The 23648-nt window shown below is 60.7% G+C and carries 22 protein-coding genes; 5 read left to right on the top strand and 17 right to left on the bottom strand.

Going from position 1 to position 23648, the window contains the following annotated elements; translation table 11 throughout:
* Window positions 1-51 precede the first annotated feature (51 nt).
* Genes ruvB through ruvC form a run of 3 tightly spaced genes read right to left on the bottom strand, consistent with a single transcriptional unit; the run spans window position 52 to window position 2247 of the window.
* On the bottom strand, window positions 52-1071 hold the full coding sequence (gene ruvB, locus ACR0LX_RS08725; RefSeq protein ID WP_480571981.1) for a Holliday junction branch migration DNA helicase RuvB: 1020 nt from the start codon (window positions 1069-1071) through the stop codon (window positions 52-54).
* 4 nt (window positions 1072-1075) lie between these two features.
* Window positions 1076-1753, bottom strand: a complete 678-nt coding sequence (ruvA, locus tag ACR0LX_RS08730; protein WP_480783357.1) for a Holliday junction branch migration protein RuvA — start codon at window positions 1751-1753, stop codon at window positions 1076-1078.
* Entirely contained in the window at window positions 1750-2247 is a 498-nt protein-coding gene (gene ruvC / locus ACR0LX_RS08735; RefSeq protein WP_480571975.1) for a crossover junction endodeoxyribonuclease RuvC, read from the bottom strand. Before ruvC ends, ruvA begins: the two co-directional genes overlap by 4 nt.
* 332 nt (window positions 2248-2579) lie before the next feature.
* Here ruvC and ACR0LX_RS08740 point away from each other — a divergent pair, with 332 nt between their 5' ends.
* Window positions 2580-2792, top strand: coding sequence for a DUF1127 domain-containing protein (locus tag ACR0LX_RS08740; protein ID WP_480783358.1), 213 nt, complete (start codon window positions 2580-2582; stop codon window positions 2790-2792).
* A 97-nt stretch (window positions 2793-2889) separates the two neighbouring features.
* Here ACR0LX_RS08740 and ACR0LX_RS08745 read toward each other — a convergent pair whose 3' ends face one another.
* The 4 genes from ACR0LX_RS08745 to ACR0LX_RS08760 all read right to left on the bottom strand — a co-directional run bounded on the left by ACR0LX_RS08745 (window position 2890) and on the right by ACR0LX_RS08760 (window position 7784).
* Window positions 2890-3234 (bottom strand): hypothetical protein, encoded by a 345-nt coding sequence (locus ACR0LX_RS08745; protein ID WP_480571969.1) that lies wholly within the window; start codon window positions 3232-3234, stop codon window positions 2890-2892.
* 97 nt (window positions 3235-3331) lie between these two features.
* Window positions 3332-4210 carry a 50S ribosomal protein L11 methyltransferase gene (locus tag ACR0LX_RS08750; protein WP_480783359.1) on the bottom strand — a complete coding sequence of 293 codons (879 nt, stop codon included), beginning with the start codon at window positions 4208-4210 and terminating at the stop codon, window positions 3332-3334.
* A 66-nt stretch (window positions 4211-4276) separates the two neighbouring features.
* Window positions 4277-5509, bottom strand: coding sequence for an MFS transporter (locus ACR0LX_RS08755; RefSeq protein ID WP_480783360.1), 1233 nt, complete (start codon window positions 5507-5509; stop codon window positions 4277-4279).
* 79 nt (window positions 5510-5588) lie between these two features.
* Complete coding sequence (locus ACR0LX_RS08760) at window positions 5589-7784, bottom strand: primosomal protein N' (protein ID WP_480783361.1); 2196 nt, start codon at window positions 7782-7784, stop codon at window positions 5589-5591.
* Window positions 7785-7872: 88 nt separating this feature from the next.
* On the opposite strand from ACR0LX_RS08760, the gene fsa reads away from it, so the two are divergent.
* The 4 genes from fsa to ACR0LX_RS08780 all read left to right on the top strand — a co-directional run bounded on the left by fsa (window position 7873) and on the right by ACR0LX_RS08780 (window position 11132).
* The gene (gene fsa, locus ACR0LX_RS08765) at window positions 7873-8526 is read left to right on the top strand and encodes a fructose-6-phosphate aldolase (protein ID WP_480783362.1); all 654 of its coding nucleotides are present in this window, start codon (window positions 7873-7875) and stop codon (window positions 8524-8526) included.
* A gap of 197 nt (window positions 8527-8723) precedes the next feature.
* A complete protein-coding gene (locus tag ACR0LX_RS08770; RefSeq protein ID WP_480783363.1) occupies window positions 8724-9431 on the top strand; it encodes a DUF484 family protein in 708 nt (235 codons plus the stop codon).
* The gene (locus ACR0LX_RS08775; protein ID WP_480783364.1) at window positions 9428-10348 is read left to right on the top strand and encodes a tyrosine recombinase XerC; all 921 of its coding nucleotides are present in this window, start codon (window positions 9428-9430) and stop codon (window positions 10346-10348) included. Before ACR0LX_RS08770 ends, ACR0LX_RS08775 begins: the two co-directional genes overlap by 4 nt.
* A 76-nt stretch (window positions 10349-10424) precedes the next feature.
* Window positions 10425-11132 carry a CDP-alcohol phosphatidyltransferase family protein gene (locus ACR0LX_RS08780; RefSeq protein WP_480571950.1) on the top strand — a complete coding sequence of 236 codons (708 nt, stop codon included), beginning with the start codon at window positions 10425-10427 and terminating at the stop codon, window positions 11130-11132.
* A gap of 3 nt (window positions 11133-11135) precedes the next feature.
* On the opposite strand, the gene ACR0LX_RS08785 is transcribed toward ACR0LX_RS08780, so the two are convergent.
* The 10 genes from ACR0LX_RS08785 to ACR0LX_RS08830 form a co-directional block, all read right to left on the bottom strand.
* Entirely contained in the window at window positions 11136-11594 is a 459-nt protein-coding gene (locus ACR0LX_RS08785; RefSeq protein WP_480571947.1) for a hypothetical protein, read from the bottom strand.
* 75 nt (window positions 11595-11669) lie between these two features.
* Window positions 11670-12125, bottom strand: coding sequence for a methylated-DNA--[protein]-cysteine S-methyltransferase (locus ACR0LX_RS08790; RefSeq protein ID WP_480783365.1), 456 nt, complete (start codon window positions 12123-12125; stop codon window positions 11670-11672).
* 79 nt (window positions 12126-12204) lie between these two features.
* A complete protein-coding gene (ileS, locus tag ACR0LX_RS08795) occupies window positions 12205-15114 on the bottom strand; it encodes an isoleucine--tRNA ligase (protein ID WP_480783537.1) in 2910 nt (969 codons plus the stop codon).
* Window positions 15115-15279: 165 nt separating this feature from the next.
* Window positions 15280-17967, bottom strand: a complete 2688-nt coding sequence (locus tag ACR0LX_RS08800; RefSeq protein WP_480783366.1) for a DUF2339 domain-containing protein — start codon at window positions 17965-17967, stop codon at window positions 15280-15282.
* A 100-nt stretch (window positions 17968-18067) separates the two neighbouring features.
* The gene (locus ACR0LX_RS08805; protein ID WP_480783538.1) at window positions 18068-18547 is read right to left on the bottom strand and encodes a DUF2269 family protein; all 480 of its coding nucleotides are present in this window, start codon (window positions 18545-18547) and stop codon (window positions 18068-18070) included.
* Complete coding sequence (locus ACR0LX_RS08810; protein ID WP_480783367.1) at window positions 18547-19863, bottom strand: SDR family oxidoreductase; 1317 nt, start codon at window positions 19861-19863, stop codon at window positions 18547-18549. Before ACR0LX_RS08810 ends, ACR0LX_RS08805 begins: the two co-directional genes overlap by 1 nt.
* An 84-nt stretch (window positions 19864-19947) precedes the next feature.
* Window positions 19948-20658, bottom strand: coding sequence for a VIT1/CCC1 transporter family protein (locus ACR0LX_RS08815; protein WP_480783368.1), 711 nt, complete (start codon window positions 20656-20658; stop codon window positions 19948-19950).
* A gap of 54 nt (window positions 20659-20712) precedes the next feature.
* On the bottom strand, window positions 20713-21702 hold the full coding sequence (locus ACR0LX_RS08820) for a YcjF family protein (protein WP_480783369.1): 990 nt from the start codon (window positions 21700-21702) through the stop codon (window positions 20713-20715).
* Window positions 21695-22150: an N-acetyltransferase family protein gene (locus tag ACR0LX_RS08825; RefSeq protein WP_480783370.1), complete on the bottom strand. Its 456-nt coding sequence runs from the start codon at window positions 22148-22150 to the stop codon at window positions 21695-21697. Before ACR0LX_RS08825 ends, ACR0LX_RS08820 begins: the two co-directional genes overlap by 8 nt.
* Window positions 22147-23562, bottom strand: coding sequence for a YcjX family GTP-binding protein (locus tag ACR0LX_RS08830; RefSeq protein ID WP_480783371.1), 1416 nt, complete (start codon window positions 23560-23562; stop codon window positions 22147-22149). Before ACR0LX_RS08830 ends, ACR0LX_RS08825 begins: the two co-directional genes overlap by 4 nt.
* Window positions 23563-23648 lie beyond the last annotated feature (86 nt).

Raw genomic sequence — 23648 nt, forward strand, 5'->3', positions numbered from 1 at the left:
ATCTTTTCGAAAATACTCCCGCCGGAGGCATAAAATCTCTGAAACCCGGCTTCAACCAAACAGATCGCTTTGCCCTTTGGGCGCGGCCATTCCCAAATGTGTCCAAGCCTTTTGCGCCAGCATACGGCCCCGAGGCGTTCGCTGAATCAACCCCTGCTGCAACAGGTATGGCTCGATCACCTCTTCCAGCGAATCCCGGCTTTCCGACAGCGCCGCCGACAGCGTCTCGATCCCCACAGGGCCACCGGCGTAGTTTTCGGCGATCAGCTTCAGGTACCGACGGTCCGCACCGTCCAGCCCCAGATTGTCCACCCCCAAACGGGTCAGGGAACTGTCCGCCAATTCACGCGTTATTCGTCCGTCACCTTCGACGATGGCAAAATCCACCACCCGCCGCAGCAATCGCCCCGCAATCCGAGGTGTTCCGCGCGAACGCCGGGCGATCTCTCGCGCACCTTCGTCATCTGCTGGTGCGCCCAGCTTGCGGGCATTGCGGGTGACGATCTCGTGCAATTCATCCACCGTATAGAATTGCAGACGGGTCGGGATGCCGAACCGATCCCGCAACGGCGTCGTCAAAAGCCCCATCCGCGTGGTCGCACCAACCAGGGTGAAGGGCTGCAACTCGATCCGAACGGTCCGCGCTGCGGGACCCTCGCCGATGACCAGATCGAGTTCAAAATCTTCCATCGCGGGGTACAACACTTCTTCGACCGCCGGGTTCAGCCGGTGAATTTCGTCGATGAACAGCACATCGCGCGCCTCAAGATTGGTCAGGATCGCCGCCAGATCACCCGCTTTTGCCAGAACCGGCCCCGAGGTCATGCGGAAATTGACGCCCAATTCCCGCGCCATGATCTGCGCCAACGTCGTCTTGCCCAACCCCGGAGGGCCATGGAACAGCGTGTGATCCATCGCTTCACCGCGCTGTCGCGCAGACTGAATGAAAATACGCAGGTTGGCGCGCGCCTCAGCCTGACCAATGAATTCATCCAGTCCCTGCGGGCGCAAGGCACGATCATTGTCCTCCGGCAAAGGATCGGGGCGCAAGGCGGGATCAGCGTCTACCATTCAGTCACCCTTTCGGTGCCAGTAGCTTCAATGCAGCACGGATCAGTTCCGCTTCGCCCGCATCCGGCAGATTGGCCGCAGCTTCGGCCACAGCCGAAGCCGCCTCGGACGGCCCATAGCCCAAGTTGGACAGCGCCGACAGGGCACCGGCGGACGCCGCAGCGGAACCCGTAGGCGTCCGGCGCGCAGGCTTGGCTGCTGGCGCGGGTTCGGACAGTTCGACCACCTCGGGCACGGGGCCGTCGGTCGCCTCGACCACTGTGCCGCCCATGGCCATCACGCCCGGAGCCTTGTCTTTCAGGTCCAGCACGATCCGCTGCGCGGTCTTGGGACCAACGCCTTTTGCTGCCTTGACGGCCCCCCAGTCGCCCAGCGCAATCGCACGGCTGACACCATCCGGCCCCAGCGCGCTGAGAATGGCCAGCGAGACCTTGGCCCCAACCCCTTGCACCGAACACAGCAGGCGATGCCACTCTTTCTCAACCAGCGACAGGAAGCCGTAAAGCTGCATCAAGTCTTCTCGCACGACCATATCGGTGTAGATCGCCACCGCCTCGCCGACGCCCGGTAACGCAGCCATGGTCCGGTCCGAGCAATAGACGAGATAGCCAACCCCACGCACATCGATCAGGACGTGATCCGCCGCGCGGTAGTCCAGCCGCCCCGTCAGTTTTCCGATCATGCCCGCACCTCTTTCAACTGCACCTGCGTTGTCTTGCCGTAATAGGCATGACAAATGGCAATTGCCAACGCATCCGCCGCATCGGCCCCTTTGGGCTGACATCCCGGCAATTGCAGCTTGACCATATGCAGGACCTGCTCTTTTTCCGCGTGCCCGACGCCAACAACAGTTTTCTTGACCCGGTTCGGCGCGTACTCACCTACCGGCAACCCCGCCTGAGCCAGCGTCAACAAGGCCACACCCCGCGCCTGGCCCAGTTTCAGTGTGCCGGCCCCATCCTTGTTCACAAAGGTCTGTTCAATCGCCGCCTGATCCGGCTGATGCTCGGCGATCACCTCGACAATCTGATTGTGCAGGGATAGCAGCCGTTCGCCCAAGTCATCGCCGTCGGACTTGCACAGACCGTTGGCGACGTGGCTCATTCGGCTGCCTCGTGATTCGATGACGCCCCATCCCAGGGTCCTAAGCCCCGGATCAATGCCCAGAATTCGCATCTTTTGCCTCGGCCTGCTCGGGTTTTTGTGACCTTTTTACCCGATTAGCACGAAGCGTGAACATTTTCCAAGGAAATTGCAGCGGCGCCCAAATGCGACACCACTATTCCGCCCGCGACACCACGGACAAATTGCGACAGCAAATGGCACGAAATCGACCTGATTATTAAGGCGAATTCACTATAAATTTAAGGGACCTACACGTTATTTGAGCATTGCAGAAAACGCATAGGACACATGCAATTTCTGCGCTTGAACACGATCGCACACATCACTAACTGCCGGGAAGATCGAAAGATCAAACGCTAACACAAACCAGAAGGAAACAGGATATGGCTGCACTGGATAACACCCGCATCGCCACTGGCTCGTTCGGCCTCGTCGGCCGTATCGGCGCAAATTTCGCATCGGTCGCACAGATGGTTGCAGACTGGAACAACGCCCGCGTTACCCGCAACGCGCTGAACGGCCTTACTGACCGCGAGTTGAGCGACATCGGCCTGTGCCGCGGTGACATTGAACTGGTCGCCGACGGCCACCGCTGAGGCGGAACAACGCCACTCAACCAAGTGGAAATGAAAAGAACACCGCTTGCCCAAGGCAGGCGGTGTTTTTTTACGCCCGGTCAAAAGTTCGAAAAAATCAGTACCAGATTTTGGCGATTTGTGCGGCCAGGAACTGGGAAACCGGTTCGGACTGCATGATCCAGGCACCGGCCACTTCGACCTCGGTGCCCTCGCTCAGCGCCGCGACACGTGCGTCATAGGCGGTTTCGCCCAAATTGAACAGCAACAGTGACTTGAACCCGAAAAAAGCGACCAGGCAAACCAAGAGCACCTTGGCAGGGATCGCCGATCTGACACGCTGCGGTTTCATCACCACCAGTCCATCCGGACGCATGGTGGCGCGATATCCGCGGCTTAGTTTTTCATGTTTCTTGTTCAGGCGCGATACGCGCTGACCAAACTCCAGTTGTTTTTCCATCATGGCAGCCTCCGAAAACCGCCCCCCGATTCATCCAATTACGGTAGAAGCAGAATGCGACGAATCCGTGGCGTAAATCCAGAAAACTCCTGTAAATGGCCTAAATTTCGCCCTGTTTCGTTAAGATTAGCGTCGTCCATTCACCAATGGCGTTTCTGGAATGTGGATTGAACGCGTTTTGTAAATAAACGGACAGCACGTCATCGGCCTGTTCATTCAATATCCCCGAGAGAATCGCCTGCCCACCGGGGCGCAGATTGGCCGAAATCTCTGGTGCAAGGGCGACCAAAGGTCCTTTCAGGATATTGGCGAAAATCAGATCGTAGGGCGCATGTGCCTTCAGATCAGGGTGATCGAAACCCGCCGCCTCGACGCATCGAACGGCACCGGACATGCCATTTGCCTTCAGGTTTGCCTCGGCCACGTCGACCGCCACCTGATCAATGTCGCTTGCGATGATATCTCCGTCCCAGACGCGCGCTGCTGCCATCGCCAAGACCGCCGTGCCACAGCCGATATCTGCCACGCTTGAGGCGCTGAAACCTTCGTCAAGCAGCGTGTCCAGCGCCTTTAGGCATCCAAGCGTCGTGCCATGGTGTCCGGTCCCAAAGGCCATCGCGGCCTCAATCAGCAGCGGGATGCGGCCCTCGGGCAGCTTGTCGGCGTCGTGGCTGCCGTAGACAAAGAAACGCCCGGCCTCGACGGGGGCAAGCTCGCGGCGCACATGGGCCACCCAGTCGGTTTCAGGCAGTTCCGACACCACAAAAGGTTTGGCGTCGAACGCCGCGGCCAGAACAGCCAGCGCAGTTTCATCCGGCGTTTCGGAAAAATAGCCACCCACTTCCCACAGGCCCGATCCGTCTTCGACCTCGAACACGCCGACGCCGGTCGGTTCCGGGTCCAGACGCTCCATCGCTTCACCCAGGCCCTCGGCGGCCTTCTTTCCGGTCAGCGTTGTCAGCGCGGTGAATGTGGGCATGTGGGCCTCCTGTATCCGTTGACACAGCGCCTATGGCGCAGGCCCGCCAAGGTCAAGCATTCGCGGCTATTCAGCGGGTGCCGGAGCGTATTTCGAAAAGACCGTTTCGTTCCCGGGCTCAGGATGGCGCGGGATAAGCAGCGATAACACCAGTGAAACTACCGCCATCGCAGCAGCCAATCCAAAAACGGCACCGGGCGAGACGACCCATAGCAGCCCCAGCAGCGCTGGCAGGAAAACGGCGGCGATATGGTTGATGGTGAATGCAACCGCTGCGGTAGGCGCAATGTCGGCCGGATCGGCGATTTTCTGGAAATAGGTTTTCAGAGCCAGCGCCAGCGCAAACAGCACATGGTCAATCACATAGAGGATCGCGGCCAAAAGGACCCCCCAACCGAACCAGTAGATGCCGCCATATGCGGCGAAGACAATCGCCAGACCTGTATATTCGAAGATCAGCGTACGCCGCTCACCAAACATCGAGACCGCTTTGCCCAGCAGCGGGGCGGCCATCATGTTGATCATCAGGTTGATCATATAGAGACCCGTCAATTCATGTACGTCGAACCCAAAGCGCTCCACCATCATGAAACCGGCGAACACGATAAAAATCTGACGCCGCGCACCGGCCATGAACTGCAAGGCGTAATACAGCCAGTACCTGCGACGCAGCACGATTTTCTTGGTTTGCGGCGTCGGGGCGTCGAATTGCGGAAACGCAATCAGGCAAAACAACGCCAACAGCGCCGTAACCCCGCCTGTGGCCATGAACACGGTATTGTAGGACAGATCGAACCGATCCCACGTCAGCACGATCAGCCCGTAAACCACCATGGTCGAGGCCGACCCCATCGCCACCAGCCACCCCAACACCTGCGGCGCGCGGTCTTTTGGCAGCCATTGCAATTGCAGCGACTGGTTCACCGTTTCATAGTAGTGAAAGCCGATCGAGCTGAACAGTGTCACGAACAGCAACCCGCCCAGGCTGGGGAACCAGGCCGTTACGGCGGTTGCAACCCCCAGCATGATCAACGAGATCATCGCCAGAACCTGCTCGCGGATAAAGATGATCACCGCGATCACGCCGACGGCCAGAAAACCCGGGATTTCACGCACCGTATGCAACAGGCCGATATCAGCCCCATCGAAATTCGCCACCTCGATGACAAAGTTGTTCAGCAGCGCGCTCCAGCCGTTGAACGCAATCGGCATGGTCATCGCCATCACGAACAAAAGCACAATGGGGCGGCGCCAGAATGGCAGGCTTTGCGCCTCGGACAATGGCATGGGTTTCAGCATGAGACCCCTCTACGCCCATTTTTGCGCTTTGGCGATAGGCAAGATCGCAGCGCACAATGGGTCTGCATTGATGCAGAGGTCAATAAAAGCTCTGCGGGTCGATATCGACGGTCAGCCGCAGTTCACCTTTCAAACGCAACGGCGCAATCCAGCGGGCGATGGCGTCCTGGATCGGCGCTCCTTTGGGTGCTTTGACCAACAATCGCACGCGATGCCGCCCACGTATGCGCGCAATCGGCGCCGGTGCAGGACCGAAGACCTGCGCCCCCACATCGCGCAGAGCTGCGTCGTTGCGGGCCATAGCGTTGCCAATATCAAAAACCGGGCCGACCTCGGGGCCGGACAGCACGATCCCGGCCATTCGTCCGTAAGGTGGCACACCAGCAGCCTGCCGCCCGGCGGCTTCGGCGGTCCAGAACCCCTCCTCATCGCCGGATAAGATCGCGCGGATCACTGGGTGTTCCGGCTGAAAGGTTTGCAACAGCGCCTGCCCGGGCTTGTCCGCCCGACCGGCCCGACCGGCGACCTGCCGCATCAGCTGGAACGTCCGCTCTGCTGCCCGCAGGTCAGCGCCATGCAGGCTAAGGTCCGCATCGATCACACCGACCAGCGTCAGCTTGGGAAAGTTGTGGCCTTTGGCGACCAATTGGGTACCGATGACAATATCCGCGTCGCCCGCGGCAATTTCTTCGATTTTGGCTTTCAACGCCCGCGCCGATCCGAACAGGTCAGAACTGAGCATCGCAATCTTGGCGTCGGGAAACGTTGCCTCGGCCTCTTCGGCCAGCCGTTCGATGCCTGGCCCAACCGGGGCCAGCTTGCCCTCGACCCCGCAAGACGGACAGGCCTCGGGCATCGGCTTTGTCTCACCGCACTGATGACACATCAGCCGTTTCAGGAACCGGTGTTCCACCATCCGCGCATCGCAATGATCGCAGGCGACCTGCTCGCCGCAGGCCCGGCACAGCGTCACCGGCGCATAGCCCCGGCGGTTGATGAACAGTAGCGATTGTTCGCCCTTTTCGATCCGCTGGGTCACGGCCTGTCGCAAGGATGGGGAAATCCACGTCCCCGGCTGCATTTGCTCGGTGCGCATGTCGATAGGCTTCATCTCGGGCAAGACCGCCGCGCCGAACCGCGAGGTCAGGTCCAGCCGTTCGTACTTGCCCGCCTCGGCATTGGCCCAGCTTTCCAGCGAGGGCGTCGCGCTGGCAAGAATCACCCGCGCCCCACAGATGGCGGAACGCAGCACGGCCATGTCCCGCGCGCTGTAATGCACCCCGTCTTCCTGCTTGTAGGAAGTATCGTGTTCTTCATCGACCACGACCAGCCCCAGATCACGAAACGGCAGGAACAGCGCCGACCGGGCCCCGACGACCAGCTGCGCATCGCCCTGCCCGACCATCCGCCAAACCCGGCGGCGTTCCGTCATGGTCGCGCCAGAATGCCACTCGGCAGGCCGCGCGCCAAACCGCGCCTCGACGCGGGTGAGGAATTCTGCGGTCAGCGCAATTTCAGGCAGCAAGACCAGCGCCTGTCGCCCCAAGCGCAGGGCCTCGGCCACCGCCTCAAGGTAAACCTCGGTCTTGCCCGACCCTGTCACGCCTTTCAGCAGCGTCGTGCCATAGTCACCTGTCCGCTGCCCGGCCTGAAGTCGGGCGACAGCAGTTGCCTGATCCTCGGTCAGTTCCTTTCCGGGCAAATCGGGATCAAGATGCGGGTAGGGCAAATCTCGCGGACTATCCTCTTCCCGAACAGCGCCAAGTTTGACCAAGCCTTTGACAACGGATGAGGTTACGCCAGCCTGTTCGGCCAGCTCCTTTAGCGTAAAGGCCAAGCCGCCATAGTCGCGCAACACCTCAAGCACGCGCGTACGCGCGTCGGTCATCCGATCCGGCTCCGCGCTACCCAGACGGTATACTTTGCGCATCGACGGCGGATCGCCCAGCCCCGGCGCGCGCGTCGCCAGGCGCAGCATTGCTGGCATCGGCGTTAGCGTGTAGTCGGCCACTTTCCCAAGAAACACCCGCATCTCTTCGCGCATCGGCGCGACTTCAAGCACCCGGATCACCGATCGCGCTTTGGCCAGATCAAATCCACCCTGCCCCGGTCCCCAAACCACGCCCAGCACCTTGCGCGGCCCCAACGGCACCTCGACAAACGCACCCAGAAAGCACCCACCTTCGGGCGCTTTATAGTCCAGCGTCCGGTCCAGCGGTTGCGTAGTTAGCACCGCAACCAGCTCTCCTTCGTCGAAAAATCCGTTAGCGCTCACGGTATATCCTTCGCAGGGGGTTCCAGCATGGGTCTCTTTGAGGTAAAGCCATCCGCGACCAAGGCCAACCCATCAAAGGACTGCCCTCATGAAATTCTTCGTAGACTCAGCCGAGATTGACGCCATCGCCGAACTGAATGATCTGGGCATGGTGGACGGCGTGACCACCAACCCTTCGCTGATCCTGAAATCGGGCCGCGACATTCTGGAAGTGACCAAAGAGATCTGTGATCTGGTCGACGGTCCCGTGTCGGCCGAGGTGGTCGCAACCGAGGCCGACGACATGATCGCCGAAGGCCGCAAGCTGGCCAAGATCGCCCCGAACATCGCGGTCAAAGTGCCGCTCACTTGGGCCGGACTGAAAGCCTGCAAAACGTTGACCGATGAAGGCCAGATGGTCAACGTGACGCTTTGCTTCTCGACCAACCAGGCGATCCTGGCGGCCAAAGCAGGCGCAACTTTCATCTCGCCCTTCATCGGTCGTCTGGACGACATCAACCTCGACGGCATGGACCTGATCGCTGATATCCGTCAGGTCTATGACAACTATGGATACGAAACCGAAATCCTCGCCGCATCAATCCGGTCGGTGAACCACGTGACTGACAGCGCCCGTATCGGCGCGGACGTGATCACCGCACCTCCGGGCGTGATCAAGAAACTGGCGGACCACCCTTTGACCGACAAAGGTCTGGAGGCCTTTTTGTCCGACTGGGCCAAAACCGGTCAGAAAATCCTCTGATCCCTAACGCTGCCGCGCGGTGCCGTCAGGCACCGCGCCCGGCCCAACTGCAAGATGCCGATCTCTGATCGGTGATTTACAGGCGGGAGCGTTTCCAGCACAGTTCAGACGAAAACCACCTTTACGTGCATTTTTCCCAAGGCAAATCCGGCAAGGCGTGTTATAAGCCGCCAAAACAAAAAACGACCGGACGGGATATGAGCAGCAATCCGAAACTCAAGGACAATCTCCGCGCCGCGATTCTGGCTGAACCGGACGCCGTGCTGGATGACAAGGACCTGATGCAGGCGCTGGTGGCGGCCAACGAACAGGCCCGTGGCGACAATGTCATCGACCTGCGCGGCATCGCGATGCAACGGCTCGAGGCGCGGCTGGACCGGCTCGAGGACACGCACCGCTCGGTCATTGCCGCCGCCTATGAAAACCTCGCCGGAACCAACCAGGTTCACCGCGCGATTCTGCGCCTGTTGGAACCGGTTGAGTTCGAGGATTTTCTGCGCGCCTTGGGCAACGATGTCGCCGATATCCTGCGCGTTGACCACATCACGTTGGTGCTGGAGACAACCGTCAAACAGGGCGATCCGGCGGTAGACACTTTGGGGGGCGTTCTGACCATTGCCGAACCCGGCTTTGTCGATGCCTATTTCACCCACGACCGAAACGCCCCCGCGCGCGAGGTCGTGCTGCGCGAAATCAAGCAGCCCAGCCCCAGAATTTACGGCGAGAACGCAAGTCAGTTGCGGTCCGAGGCCTGTCTGAAGCTGGATCTGGGCGAAGGCCGGCTACCCGGTATGATTGTGATGGCAGCAAATGATCCGCGTCATTTCACCCCACAGTTGGGCACTGACCTACTGGCCTTCTTCGCTGGCGTGTTCGAACGCTCGATGCGCCACTGGCTGTCGTGAGCCTGATTTCCCCGGCCTGCCGCGATGCCTTGCAGCATTGGCTGGACAGTCTGGGGGCACTGGCCGGTCGGTCTGAAAACACTCTGTCAGCCTATCGGGGGGATGTGACCGAGTTCCTCTCGTTCATGACCCTGCACCACAGCGCGCGCCAGGGGCTGGCTGCGTTGGCGCAGATAAGCGTTTCTGACATGCGGGCCTGGATGGCGGATCAGCGCAGCAGTGGCGTCGCGGCTAGGTCACTTGCGCGCAAACTTTCGGCTGTCAAAAGCTTCTATCGCTGGCTGGCCGAGCGTGAGGGCTTTGAACCGACTGCCGTTCTGTCAACACGCGCACCCAAATTCACCAAGAAACTGCCCCGCCCGCTGGCCGAAGACGCCGCACGGGCGATGATCGAAACGGTCGAGCTTCAATCGACCTCGGATTGGGTCGCCGCCCGGGACGTGGCGGTTGTCACGCTTTTATACGGCTGCGGTTTGCGCATATCCGAAGCGCTCTCCTTGACCGGCGCAGACGCCCCTTTGCCCGAGACCCTGCGCATTCTCGGCAAGGGTGGCAAGGAAAGGATCGTTCCCGTCATCCCCGCTGCCCGCGATGCAGTCGATCGCTATCTCCGGCTTTGTCCGCATCCGCAAACCGCAAACACCCCTCTGTTTCGCGGTGTTCGCGGAGGCGCATTGAATCCAAGCGCTATTCAAAGCGTGATGGCCAAGGCGCGTATGCAACTGGGCCTGCCATCAACTGCCACGCCACACGCGATGCGGCACAGTTTCGCCACCCACTTGCTCTCCGCCGGGGGTGATTTGCGCGCCATCCAGGAACTGCTGGGCCACGCGTCGTTGTCGACCACGCAAACCTATACCGCTGTCGACACCGCCCGGCTGATGGAGGTTTACAACCGCGCCCACCCCAAAGCCTGAGCAAGTTGGCCAGGCAGATATTTCATCTTCGGCTTTTTGCTTTGCATCTTTGGCCGCGTTCGTACATGACACCTGCATGACACTCAGATTCAAAGCTCTTTCCGTCCATCTCTTCACCGCAACAGGCGCCGTATTTGCTATGCTGGCCATGCTGGCCGCAGTCGAAGAGAAATGGAGCCTGATGTATCTGTGGCTGGTGGTATCGTTCATCGTTGATGGAATCGACGGACCGCTTGCACGCCACTACCACGTCAAGAAAAACGCACCCGAATTCGATGGGGTGCTGCTGGATCTGATTATCGACTATCTGACTTATGTGTTCATCCCGGCCTTTGCGCTGTTCAAATCCGGCCTGATGGACGGTTGGACCGGCTGGTTTGCGATCATCGTCATCACATTCGCAAGCGCCATGTATTTCGCTGACACACGCATGAAGACCAAGGACAACTCGTTCTCTGGCTTTCCCGGCTGCTGGAACATGTTCGTGATCGTCATCTTCGCGCTGGAGCCCAATTTCTGGGTCATTCTGCTGCTGGTGACTTTACTGTCGCTGGCGATGTTCCTGCCGCTGAAATTCATCCACCCGGTCAGGACCGAGCGTTGGCGCTCGGTTTCCCTGCCAATGGCTTTTGCGTGGACATTCTTTGCTGGTTGGGCCGCCTGGGTCGATTTCCACCCTGAAAGCTGGGCGCATTGGGGTTTGGTTATCACCAGCCTCTACCTGACTTTTGCAGGCATCGCACAACAGGCGATACCGGCGCGCGCAGCCCGCGCATCGCTCTAGGGGTTACAGGATTTCCTGAACTTCGAACTCGGTGCCGTTATGAGTGAATACGTCGCCTTGTTGCAGGCCCGCCATCGCCAGGTAGATCGGGCTTTGGGTTGAGATGCCCATGTATGTCTTGCCATCCACCTCGAACCGCGTGGTAGATACGCAGACCACAAAGCGTCGATTGTTGAACTTGATCACTGCCCCAGGCCGTACCGTGTCGGCCAGGCTGAAATCGGTGTTCTCGATCACGTCGATCTTGGCGTGATGGGCGTGAACTGGCGCGTCAAAGGCCGCCGCCAGATCGGCGTTTTCGCGCGATGCCGCGATATCGTCCTTGTCGTGCCCTTCGCGGTCGTCCAGTTGCGAATCCTTCAGAAAGGCATCGTAATGCGCCTGCGCTGTCGCCAGTTCCTGTTCCTCAAGCGACATCAGGCGGTCGATGATTTCCTTTTTCCGGGCGGCAAGGTCGGTCATGCGATACGTCCTTCAAATTCACGTTTTCATACAGGTTGGGGCCGGACTTGCCTGATTGCAACCTGTAAGTTGAGATCAGATCAACAGGCTGGCCGCACCTTCGTGACGCAACAGCGCCACCTTTGTCTCGACCCCGCCATCCCCGGAAAAACCGCCCAGACCCGTTGCTGACAGCACCCTATGGCACGGAATGATCACCGGAATCGGATTTGCGCCGCAGGCTTGCCCAACCGGCTGCGCCGGCTGATCTAACTGCGTGGCAATCTCGCCATAAGTCAACGTCTCACCAAACGGGATGGCGAACATGATGTCGCAGACCTGCCGAAGAAATTCCGACCCCGCCACGCGGTACGGCAGGTCGAACCGTTGCAATCGGCCCGCGTCATAGGCCCTCAATTGCGCTGCGGCCTCGGACAACAGCGGTGTGTCGGGCGCATCATCGTGCCCGTCCCACACAAGGCGCGTGATGGCCCCGTCTGTTTCTTCGACACCAAGGCGGCCAAACTGAGTTTCTACGGCGATCATCGGCATGGCCTTACCGTTTCAGATCACCGGGACAGGGGCAAGCGGGAAAGAAAAACCCCCGGCGCTTGACCGGGGGTTTGCTGGGTCAGCCCAGTGCGTCGTTACAACGCCCGCAAACGCCCGGATGCGCGTGCAGCCCCACATCGGGCAGGATCTTCCAACACCGCTGGCACTTCTCGCCGTCGGCCTTTTCAAAGATCACTGCGACGCCTTCGATCTCGGGCACCCGGAACGCTTCGGCCGGAGCCGGGTCGCCGGTCACGGACAAGCCCGAAGTGATGCACATATCATCGACATCGAAAGTCGCCAGCAGATCACGGGTTTCCTGATCCTCAACATGCACAATCGGTGCAGCCTCAAGGCTTGACCCGATCACCTTATCCTGACGCTGCACCTCAAGAGCAGCTGTCACGGCCCGGCGGACGCGCCGGACCTTTGCCATGCTGGCTTCCAGTTCTGCATCGCGCCACGCGGCTGGCGTTTCGGGGAAATCCACCAGATGGACCGAGCTGTCATCGCTTGGGAAACGCTCAAGCCAAACCTCTTCCATGGTGAAGACCAGAACCGGCGCAAGCCATGTGGTCAGTCGGTGGAACAGAATGTCCAGAACCGTGCGTGCCGAACGACGGCGCAGGCTGTCACCGTCACAATACAGCGCGTCCTTGCGGACGTCGAAGTAAAAGGACGACAGGTCAACCGTGGCAAAGGTGAACACCGCGCTGAACACGCCCTGGAAATCAAACGAGGCATAGCCGTTGCGCACTTGTTCATCCAGTTCCGCCAGACGGCTGAGCACCCAGCGTTCCAGTCGCGGCATGTCTTGCGGATCAACCCGGTCGGCCTCGGTGAAATCTGCCAGCGAGCCGAGCATGAACCGCATCGTGTTGCGCAGCCGGCGATAGCTGTCGGCGGTCCCTTTCAGAATCTCCGGCCCGATCCGCTGGTCGGCGGTATAGTCGGTCTGGGCCACCCACAGACGCAGGATATCGGCGCCGTATTGCTTGACGACTTCTTCCGGCACGATGGTGTTGCCCAGCGACTTGGACATCTTGTTGCCCTTGGCATCCAGCGTGAAACCGTGCGTCACCACGTTGCGGTAGGGCGCACGCCCCTTGGTGCCACAGGCCTGCAGCATGGACGAATGGAACCACCCGCGGTGCTGGTCGGTGCCTTCCATGTAGACGTCCGCGATGCCGTCCTCGGTGCCGTCCTCGCGGTCGCGCAGAACAAAGGCGTGGGTCGAACCTGAGTCGAACCACACGTCCAGCACGTCGAAGACCTGATCGTAGTCCTCGGGGTTGGCGATGCCGTCCAGCACCTGTTCCTTGAACCCGTGGGTGTACCAGATATCCGTGCCATCCTTTTCAAACGCCGCCTTGATACGGGCGTTAAGGTCTTCGTTGCGCAGCAGGTAATCCGCGTCGGTGGGCAGAGCACCTTTCTTGGTGAAACAGGTCAGCGGCACACCCCAGGCGCGCTGGCGGGACAGCACCCAGTCCGGGCGGGCCTCGATCATTGAATACAGACGGTTGCGACCCGTCTGCGGGGTCCATTTCACCAGCTCATCAATCGAGCGCAGGGCGCGTTCGCGGATGGTATCCCCCATCTCGCCCATGCCGTCGTCCAGCTTGCGGTCGACCGAGGCAAACCACTGCGGCGTGTTGCGATAGATGATCGGAGCCTTCGAGCGCCACGAGTGCGGATAGCTGTGCTTTATCTTGCCACGCGCCAGCAGCCCGCCGACCTCGGCCAACTTGTCGATAACGGCTTTGTTCGCGTCACCTTCGCCGCCCTTGCGGGACAGGATGTATTTGCCGCCAAAGAACGGCAGATCAGCGCGGAAGCTGCCATCGTCCATCACATTATAGGTGATGACTTGCTCGAGCATCCCCAGATCGCGGTACAGCTCGAATTCCTCCATCCCGTGCGAGGGAGCGCAGTGGACAAAACCGGTGCCTTCGGTGTCGGTCACAAACTCCGCCGCGCGGAAGTCGCGGATGTCGTCCCATTCGCCATTGCCACCTTCGGCCCCGGCCAGAGGGTGGGTCAGTTGGATCTTGGCCAGATCCTCTTGAGTCACATCACACAGACGGCGGTACATGGAGTCGTCCAAACGCGCGCGGGCAAACACATCTGCCGCACGGTCGTCGGCCAGCAGATAACGTTCACCGATCCGCGCCCAGCATTCTTCAGGGCGTCCGGTGATTTCGTACAGGCCATAGGAAATGCCCTCGCCGTAAACCACAGCCTTGTTCGAGGGCATGGTCCAGGGCGTCGTCGTCCAGATCACCACATACGCGTTGTCCAGAGTCACGTCCCCGGTATTCACGACCTTGAACTTCACCCAGATGGTGAAGCTTTCCTTGTCGTGATACTCGACCTCAGCCTCGGCCAGAGCCGTCTTCTCGATCGGCGACCACATCACGGGCTTGGACCCCTGATAGAGCGTGCCGTTCATCAGGAACTTCATGAATTCGTCCGCAATGACCGCCTCGGCATGATAGTCCATGGTGATGTAAGGATCAGGCCAGTTGCCGGTGATGCCAAGACGCTTGAATTCCTCGCGCTGGACGTCGATCCAACCCTCGGCGAACTTGCGGCATTCCTGACGGAAATCGACGATGTTCACCTCGTCCTTGTTCTTGCCCTTCTTGCGGTACTGTTCCTCAATCTTCCATTCGATTGGCAGACCGTGGCAGTCCCAGCCGGGCACATAGCGCGAGTCGAAGCCCATCATCTGATGGGACCGGACGATCATGTCTTTGATGGTTTTGTTCAACGCGTGGCCGATATGCAGGTGGCCGTTGGCATAGGGCGGGCCGTCATGCAGGGTGAAAGGCTTTCGGCCCTCTTTCTCGCGCAGGCGGTCATAGACGCCGATCTTCTCCCAGCGCTCCAGCCAGGCTGGTTCGCGCTTGGGCAGGCCTGCGCGCATGGGGAATTCGGTCTTGGGCAGGTTCAGCGTGTCTTTGTAGTCAGGTGTCTCGGCGCACATTGGGGGCGTCCCTTGGATGGTCTTGTCGTCGTGTGGATCGAAGCGGTCAGTGCGATAACTCAAGCACCTTTGCCCGGCGTCTCGCGATATCAGAGCGCCGGGGACATAATTCGAATAATGATGGCCAGACGGTCATACATGGCGGCGCTTATAGGACGCCCGCCCTCAATGGTCCAGAGGTTCCGGGCCCTGCGGCGAATGGCGCAGCTTGGCCCAGCGATTGAGCCATGCAAGTCCCGCCAGAGCGAGACCCAAAGCCAGCAAAGAGAAGACGCGGATCAGCCCGCCCAGACCCGCTATGTCAATCAGGAACACCTTGGCCACAGCCATTCCGATCACAACAAGCCCAGCCTTGCGCATCAGGTCCGACTGTCGCGCAAGCGATTGATAGAACAGCCCGGCGCCGATCAGCAGCAACGTAAGCGTATAGGTATAAAGCTCGGGTTGCGAAACTCCGTTACCCTCGAACATACCACCTGCGCCCTGCCAGAAATGCCGGATCGCAAGCCCCAGCCAAACCGCTGCCAGCAGAATAGCAGCGCCATAGCTGATCTGACGCAGCAAGACAGGGCGCGCAGAAATGCGCCAGGCGGTGAACCCAATGGCAATGGCAGGCAGCAGATAAGCGACTGCCAGAGTATTCAGGACAGGCGGCCCGAGGACCGGGTCGGCCAAGCTGTTCAGAACAGGGTTCGCTTCGGTCAGCGCCAGACCCAGACTGTACAAGCCGTGGGCCGCAAAGAATGCGGCCAACACATAGCGCGCATAGTTCAACCACCCTTTCAGAACGAACCTCTGTACCTGCGCAAATGCCAGCAACAGCCAGATCACCGCCAGCAGACCCAATCCCCAATGGCTGTCTTCTGCCCCGCCTTCACCAAACCCGGAAAGCCAGCGCAACAGCAAGAGCGACAACAGGATACCCCCGGTGGCCCACGCCGCGCTTTCAAGCAAAAGCTTTGCAATCGGCCGGTCCAATGGCACCAAGATCCGCCATGCGACCACAAAGCCAAGAGTTGCTGTGCCGTAGACCAATGTCATCTCGGCAATTGGTGCGGTTTCGGCCCAGTGCAGCCCAGGGTTCAGGACCAACCGGACCGTGATCGTGAAGACACTTGCCCAGATGAACAAACTCATCGGCGGCAGCGTGAATTTCCGGTCCAGCGCCGCCGCAGCAAGCACGGTCACCACCAGAGCGATTGTCAGCGCAGCTGAACTGAGCACGATGACACATGCGAAGGTCAGGCAGGACAACGCAGACAGGGCGGCCAGCGACGTCCGCATTCGCTCGGTACCGTCTACGCGCGCAAAACGTTCGGCCAGCGCGACCATCAGCGCAGACAGCAGGACCGCATGCAGTGCCCAGGGGTATGCACCGATCACCTCTGCCGGATGCCAACCGACCTCAACCGCGATGGCGAGGACCGGCGCAAACACTGCCGCCGCTGCGGCCCAAACCACGGCAAATCGCCCGCCGTCAAAGGACCTGAGCGCGGCGCAAACGGTGATCAAAGTTCCCAGGGCGACAAGCACGGTGACAACCCAGGAGTAATCCGCCTCGGCGGTCTCGGCATAGGTGGCAGCAAATTCGAGAAAGACCGGGCCATGATCCAGGCCCTGCATCAATACGACCCAGACAAGCGCCAGCGCTGGCAGCAGGGTGACGTCCTGCAAAGCCCGCGCCTTACGCGCCCACAGGATCAGGGCAAGCGCCAGACCGGTGATCAGAGAGATACTCAGCCAGAACTCGCCCTGCGAATCCGGCCAATGAATCGACAATATTCCGCAGGTGACCGCAACAGAGGCGAACGCCAAACTGGTTCGAAAGTACGGCCACGGATCGCCCGCCTTGCGCCTGACGATCTCAGACATCATCGGCCCCGCATGATCGGGCCAGAAACGGCGCGCGGGGATCGCGATGGCAATCAGCGCGAGCGCTGTGGCAAAGGTCAAATAACCCGGTTCGGTCGACGGCGACGACAGCACCAGCAGCAAGGCCGAAGAATAGGCCCCGACCAGGGTCAGCACCGAAATCCAGGCCCAGCGACGCACCGTATCGATGCCCAGACCCAACACCGAAATGACAAAGAAATAGCCATATAGCCAGGTGGGGTTGTCCGACGACCCTCCGACCACAAAGGGGGCCGCATAGGCACCGATCAGACCAACCGCCGCCAGCAATGGTCCGTGGAACCAGCCCAGCACCAGGCCGACCAGCGCGATGAGGATCATCCCCGCAAGGCCCATCTCGGGACCGATCAGGTCGTAGAGCTGACGCGCGGCCAAAACGCCACCGAACAGCGTCACCAGACCAGCGCCCGAGAAAACGGACGGGATATAGGCAGTGGCCGACGCATCGTCGTCGCCGAACCGGCGACGCACGATTTCTCCGGCGATGATCAGCGCTATGCCAAATGCCAACGCCGCCACGACCCGCGCTGTTGGCGGCAGCAGACCATTTTCGACACCGTATTGAACCAGAAAAATTCCGGCCAGCGCCAGAGACAGGGCAGAAACCGCATAAAACCAGTTCTCACGCATCCACGCACTGAACCGACCAAACCAGTCTGGTTTGTCTGCTTGCTTTGCGGCTGCGACCGGCGGTCGCTCAAGCTTAGTTGGTGTGACTGGCGCGGGCCGCTCTGCTGGTTTTGGCGGCGCCCAGGGTCCGGTTTTGTCTTTCTCGGTTACCGATTCTCGGACAGGCTCGGGCTCATCGCCTTGCAACAGCGCAACCTGCCGTTCCAGTTGCTCGACCCGGCGGCGCATCCGCGAAAGGCCGACCAGCAGGACGACGATCGAAACCGGTATGGCCAGAACGATCAGTCCGACAAGAACAAGTAGCGATTCCAAGTGGTACCTCCGGTCCGCGCCAGCCAACTTTAGCCCGGGGCAAAGGGCACGAACAGTCTGGAATTTCAGCCGTTTTTAGCGCATCGCAGCGGCCGTCGCGTCAAAACACTGTAATATCAGGGCGCGCCAACATCAGCCAGAGGATCGCAAGAACCGCCATGAAGGCAGGAATGCCACAGGCGAACCATATCCGGAACAGCCGGTCATAGTCGGTCGGCAGCGCAGAGCCCTGCAAGGCAGCCTGTCCGGCAAGGTCGCGCAATCTGATCTGTATCCAGACAACGGGCAGCCAGAACAGGCCGGTCAGCACATAGAGCGCCAGTGACAGAACGATCCACCCCTCGGTCAGCGACCACCCCAGTCTCCAGGCCAACAAAAAACCGGTGACCGGTTGCGCCACAACCGCCGTTGCCGTGAACAGAAGGTCTGCCAGAACCACAATCCCTGCTGTATGCGCAATCAGGTGCGGATCGCGGCTGCGATGGGCCATCAGCATGAAAAAGGCGATACCCGCCCCGGTCCCCAAAAGTACGCAGGCCCCAATAACATGCAGCCAGCGCAAGATCAGGTCAGGGTCCATCATCGGCTCTCCAACATCGCGCGGGCGGTCAGCGCCAGCATGACCAACGGGACAACCTTGACCAGCGGACCCAAAGGATCGGCCCACAATGCGGGCGTCACAACAGTTGCAGCCAACAGATAGAAAACCGCCACGCCGGCCTGGGCCAGACACGCGCGCGCCGCCCAAGGTCGCCACAGCATCAGCAGACCCAGCGCCATATCAACCAACGACCAGACCACAACACTGGCCCGCGCCATCCAGCCCGGCCAGCCGACATCTGTCAACACCTGCGCGGCCGTAGACAGATTCACCAACCCAATGACCCCCGACATTACCCAGAACAAGCTGAGAGACGCGATGACAAGCGGCATCAGCAAACTGATCCGTGCCGCCAACCGGTGTTCGCGCGTGCAATCCAACCGCTCGTATATGGCCTCCAGCGATGCCAACGACCGATCAGATGCGCTAGTGTACGGTTCGGGGTCACCGGTCACACCCTGCGCCATAACCGTCATGGCGGTGCTGCGCAGAGGCGATCTCCACCCCAGACGACCCAACAGGTCCGCCGGGACGGCAATCAGCTTGGTCAAAGCAGCGGGAACTTTGATCACAACGCGAGCCGCAGGAAATCCCAGCCACCGGCGCGTGAGCGCAATGACCTCGGACAGCGGCTGCGGCGATTCCTCGACCAGATCGTAACTGCCCTGCGGCAGCCGGTTTTGCACCGCGTCGACAACCGCGCGGCAGAGGTCCCCCATCCCGACGCATTGAACGGGTGCATTGGGATAGGCCACCGGCTGCACGACAGGTACTGCCGACAGCATCCGCAGAAGCGCGGTCCCGCCATAGTCGCTCTGACCGATCACAAGACCGGGTCTGAGAATCCACAAGGCGACTCCGCTGGCGCGCAAAGCCGCGTCGCCCGCTGCCTTGGTGCGCATGAAGGCGGTCGACGCATCTGCCTCGGCCCCGATTGCCGAGACCTGAACAATCGCCACTCCTTGCTGGACGCAAGCCTCGGCGAGTGCGGCGATAGCGACGTGATGCACGGCCTCGAGGTCATCCTCACCCCCGTCTTGCAAAGCCCCGGCGCAATTGACGACCATATCGATTCCGGACAGCGGTTCGTGCCAATCCCCTCGCTTGAGCATCACGCGCAGGTCGCCCTGAATCTGATGGATCCCTGGCAGCACTTTCTGACCCGTCGCCCTGTTGCGTACCAGCCCGGTGACGTTGAAACCTTCGGCTCTCAGCGAACGCGAAACGGCAGCGCCGATGAAGCCGTAAGCCCCAAGCACAAGAACGTTTTTTGCCCTGGCCACTTGATCCGGCATGGTCGTCTGATCCCGTTTTCCGCACCCTAACGGATCACCGATCCAAGGCCAGCGCCATCCGCCGCTCTGCGACAACGGGACCATTCAGGGATGAAACAACGATCCTACCAGATAGGCGATCGACGCCGCAGCCCCACCGATCAGCGTGGTTTCAATCGCCGACCGCCACCAAGGCGCCAGCGACCAGCGGCTTTTCACCGCCCCGATGGCAAAGAATACGCCCATCGTCATGCAGGCTGAGATGGCAAAGGCGTTCTGAACCGACATCAAAAAGGGAAGCAACGGGATCATACCCGCCACCAGAAACGCCAGAAACGTCGCCAAAGCAGCCTTGTACGGGTGTGGGTCGACGCTGCCTAACCCGTATTCACCTTCGATCATCAGGTCGATCCAATTGTCATGATTGGCGGTGATGGCATCCGTTGCCTCGTCCAACACACGACCAGAAAGGCCCTTTTGCAACAGGATTTCACGCACCTCGCGCCGCTCACCATCCGGGAAAAGACGGATGTGCCCTTCCTCGATCGTGCGCAGACGGCGGATGTTGTCCAGTTCAGCCTTGGTGCCCGAATAATTTCCAGCCGCCATGGAAAACCCATCGGCCAGAACGTTCGCCAGCCCAAGCGCCACGATCACAAAGGGCGACAGGCCCGCACCAGCCACCCCGGCGACAATGGCAAAGGTGGTGACCGAGCCATCGATCCCGCCATAGACCACATCGCGCAGCACACCCCGGCCCGGCGGTGCGTTGATGCGGGCGGCGATATCCTGCTGGCTGTGGCCGTGTTCGGTCATGGCTGGCTCCGCCCTGTTTATGCAGGGCAGGCCAGATCACCGCATTGCGGCAGATCAAGTTTTGGAAAACAAACCGCTGAGCGCGCGTTTGACCATCCCACGGGTGGAGGGCTTGTGCCGCTCCGAGAACGGCAGGGGGCGGCAGACCTCCATCGCGGCAACGCCGACGCGGGCGCTGAGCGCACCGTTCACCAACCCCTCGCCAAAGCGGCGGGACAGCTTGCTGAGGACCGACCCGCCCAGAACCGGTTCCAGCAGGTCATCACCGACGGCAACCGCTCCGGTCGCGACAAGGTGAACGAACACCGCGCGTGTCAGGCGCCAACTACCAAGAAAGCCAGCCCGGCCGCCGTAGATTTCAGCCACTCTGCGGATCATTCGCAAGGATGCTGCCAGGGCCGTGACCACATCGGCAAGGGCCAGCGGAACCAGCGCCGTGACCGTGGCCACTTGCCGTGCGGCGGCTTCGACCTCGCGGCTGGCAGCAGCGTCCAGTGGCGCCAGGATTTCATCCTCGGCCAGTGTCAGCAGCGTTGCCGCATCGAATTGTTCGTTGATACGCTCCTGCGTACGTTCCCTGCCCCAGCGTGTCTCTTCGCTCCCCTTGTAAAAAGCGATCAACCGGTTTGCGACTGCGCGCGCCTGCGTCAGATCATCCTCGGCCAGTGCAGTATCGGCAGCGCGTCGCAACCCATCGACGCGCGAAAGCCGCGCGATCGCAGCCAGTTCTCGCATTGCAATGATCAGTGCGACCAGCACCAAGGCTGCGAACATTCCGGTGACGGCCCATCCCAGAATGGGCGCGCGGGCAACCAATGAAGTTGCAAAATCCCACGCGGCGACCGAGACCACTGCGCCGATCACCGCCAGCGCCAGCCCCCAGAACCAGCGGGACAGGGTCGAGGGTTTGCGGGCAACGAACTGCGCGGCAGCCTGCATCGCCTGCCCCTGTGGCGGCGTAATGTCGGGCACAGGCGGCGCTTCGGCCACATCCGCAACCGGATCGTCCGCATCGAGATCAATCAGAACCGGACCCTTAGCCATGCTTACCCTCATTGCTGCGCCAGACGTATTTTATGTCGGGCAGGTTTTCATCATTCTCTGCGCCGTCGCTGCGGGCCGCCTCGGCAAATCCGTTGCGTTCGTAAAACCTTCGCGCGCGTGTGTTGGCCTGAAACGTGAACAGCGAGAGTTCCGCCCGATCAGCCTTTGCCGCGTCCAGCAAGCGCTTGCCAATGCCTTGCCCGCGTGCTGCTTGGTCAAGGTAAAGTGAGTGAATCTCATCCCCGTTCCGCGCCAGAAATCCCACGATGCCTGCCGCCGCCTCAGCGACGGTCACCCAGTTTTTGTCGATCATCATCCCGCAGAACGCGATAGTTTCCGCGCGTGAATGCAGCTCGGGCATCCAATGATGTTCCCGTGCGAAACCATGCAGTATTTCACCGACAGACCCGGCGTCGGTACTGCGAGCGGGACGAAGCGTGACGGTCACAGCCTGTCTCCGATCAGGAACTGCGCAGCGCGATCCAATCGGATATGCGGCGGGCCGTCGCCGGGACGCAGCGACAGTTGCGACGGTGCAAACGCCATGAACCCATACTCCGCGTCCAGCCAGGCCTCGGCCCCATCCCGCGCCGGGCCCAGCAGCTGCGACGGGTCCTCGGGCAACTGGCCCGGATAGAACGCCGCCTGCTTGTTGCTATCCAGCAATGTGCCACGTACGCAGGGCAGTTCAGCACCGTTATGGCTGCGCAGCTCCTCGGTGGTTGCGCGTAGTGACGCCAGCGACAAAGCCGCCGTTTCAGCACCCGCGAACTTTGCCCGATCACGGGCGTCTCGCGTCAGCGCCTCGATAATGGCGGTCAGCCGAGGGTGCTGCAAATGATGCAGATGATCTGCCTTGGTGGCCGCAAAAAGGATGCGTTCGACCCGTTTTCCCAACAGCAATTGGCTGAGCCAGGCGTTTCGACCAGGGCGAAATGCCGACAGAATATCCGCCATTGCACGGCGCATATCCTCGACCGCCTGCGGCCCCTTGTGGATCGCGCCCAGCGCATCAACCAGCACAACCTGCCGGTCGATGCGGGCAAAGTGATCCCGGAAGAACGGCTTGACCACTTGCGACTTATACGCCTCGTATCGCCGCTCCATCTCACGCTGAAGCGACCGCCTGCGAGAAGGGCCCGATACTGGCAGAGGCGCGAAAGTCAGCACCGGCGAACCAGCCAGATCACCCGGCAACAGGAACCGCCCAGGCGTACAATCATAGAACCCTGCATCGCGGGCGGCCACCAGATAGTCGGTAAACCCGCGCGCCAGTGCCTGCGCGGTGGGCTCGTCATGGTCGCTTGCCGGATCGGTCGATTGCGCGGCGGTCAGATAATTGGCAGCCTCGGCCCGGTCATCGATGCGCGACAAGGTTTCCTGCGACCAGTCCGCATAGGACTTCTCCAACAAAGCAAGGTCCAGCAGCCACTCGCCGGGATAGTCCACGATGTCCAAATGTATCTTGCGCGGCCCTTGCAGGCCCGACAACAACCCCTCGGGTTGCACCTTGAGCGACAAGCGCAGTTCCGACACTGCGCGGGTGCTGTCGGGCCAATGAGGCGATGCGCCCGTCAGCGCGGACAGGTGGGATTCATAGTCGAACCGGGGCACCGTGTCGTCAGGTTGTGGCTGCAAATAAGACGCGGTTATCCGCCCCTCTTGCTGGGCTGCAAGCCCGGCCATCCTGCCGCGATCCAGCATGTTTGCCACCAGCGAGGTGATGAACACTGTCTTGCCTGACCGGGCCAAACCAGTGACGCCCAGACGGATGACCGGCTCAAAAAACGTCTCGGACACGCTGTCGCCGATCGATTCAACGCCGCGCACAAGACTGTCTGCCAGTGATGAGATGACCAATCTGTCGCCCCGCAATTTTTCGTTTCGCTCAAGATAGGTAGCCGGTCGCGCACATGCCAGAGCTTTTACCCCCCTTGCCCGTTCGC

It is taken from the genome of Ruegeria sp. CH11 (assembly GCF_056537105.1).

Excerpts from the sequence above, each read along its gene's own strand:
- ruvB (WP_480571981.1), bottom strand. The coding sequence starts at position 1,071 with ATGGTAGACGCTGATCCCGCCTTGCGCCCCGATCCTTTGCCGGAGGAC.
- ruvA (WP_480783357.1), bottom strand. The coding sequence starts at position 1,753 with ATGATCGGAAAACTGACGGGGCGGCTGGACTACCGCGCGGCGGATCAC.
- ruvC (WP_480571975.1), bottom strand. The coding sequence starts at position 2,247 with ATGCGAATTCTGGGCATTGATCCGGGGCTTAGGACCCTGGGATGGGGC.
- ACR0LX_RS08740 (WP_480783358.1), top strand. The coding sequence starts at position 2,580 with ATGGCTGCACTGGATAACACCCGCATCGCCACTGGCTCGTTCGGCCTC.
- ACR0LX_RS08745 (WP_480571969.1), bottom strand. The coding sequence starts at position 3,234 with ATGATGGAAAAACAACTGGAGTTTGGTCAGCGCGTATCGCGCCTGAAC.
- ACR0LX_RS08750 (WP_480783359.1), bottom strand. The coding sequence starts at position 4,210 with ATGCCCACATTCACCGCGCTGACAACGCTGACCGGAAAGAAGGCCGCC.
- ACR0LX_RS08755 (WP_480783360.1), bottom strand. The coding sequence starts at position 5,509 with ATGCTGAAACCCATGCCATTGTCCGAGGCGCAAAGCCTGCCATTCTGG.
- fsa (WP_480783362.1), top strand. The coding sequence starts at position 7,873 with ATGAAATTCTTCGTAGACTCAGCCGAGATTGACGCCATCGCCGAACTG.
- ACR0LX_RS08770 (WP_480783363.1), top strand. The coding sequence starts at position 8,724 with ATGAGCAGCAATCCGAAACTCAAGGACAATCTCCGCGCCGCGATTCTG.
- ACR0LX_RS08780 (WP_480571950.1), top strand. The coding sequence starts at position 10,425 with ATGACACTCAGATTCAAAGCTCTTTCCGTCCATCTCTTCACCGCAACA.
- ACR0LX_RS08785 (WP_480571947.1), bottom strand. The coding sequence starts at position 11,594 with ATGACCGACCTTGCCGCCCGGAAAAAGGAAATCATCGACCGCCTGATG.
- ACR0LX_RS08790 (WP_480783365.1), bottom strand. The coding sequence starts at position 12,125 with ATGCCGATGATCGCCGTAGAAACTCAGTTTGGCCGCCTTGGTGTCGAA.
- ileS (WP_480783537.1), bottom strand. The coding sequence starts at position 15,114 with ATGTGCGCCGAGACACCTGACTACAAAGACACGCTGAACCTGCCCAAG.
- ACR0LX_RS08805 (WP_480783538.1), bottom strand. The coding sequence starts at position 18,547 with ATGGACCCTGACCTGATCTTGCGCTGGCTGCATGTTATTGGGGCCTGC.
- ACR0LX_RS08810 (WP_480783367.1), bottom strand. The coding sequence starts at position 19,863 with ATGCCGGATCAAGTGGCCAGGGCAAAAAACGTTCTTGTGCTTGGGGCT.
- ACR0LX_RS08815 (WP_480783368.1), bottom strand. The coding sequence starts at position 20,658 with ATGACCGAACACGGCCACAGCCAGCAGGATATCGCCGCCCGCATCAAC.
- ACR0LX_RS08820 (WP_480783369.1), bottom strand. The coding sequence starts at position 21,702 with ATGGCTAAGGGTCCGGTTCTGATTGATCTCGATGCGGACGATCCGGTT.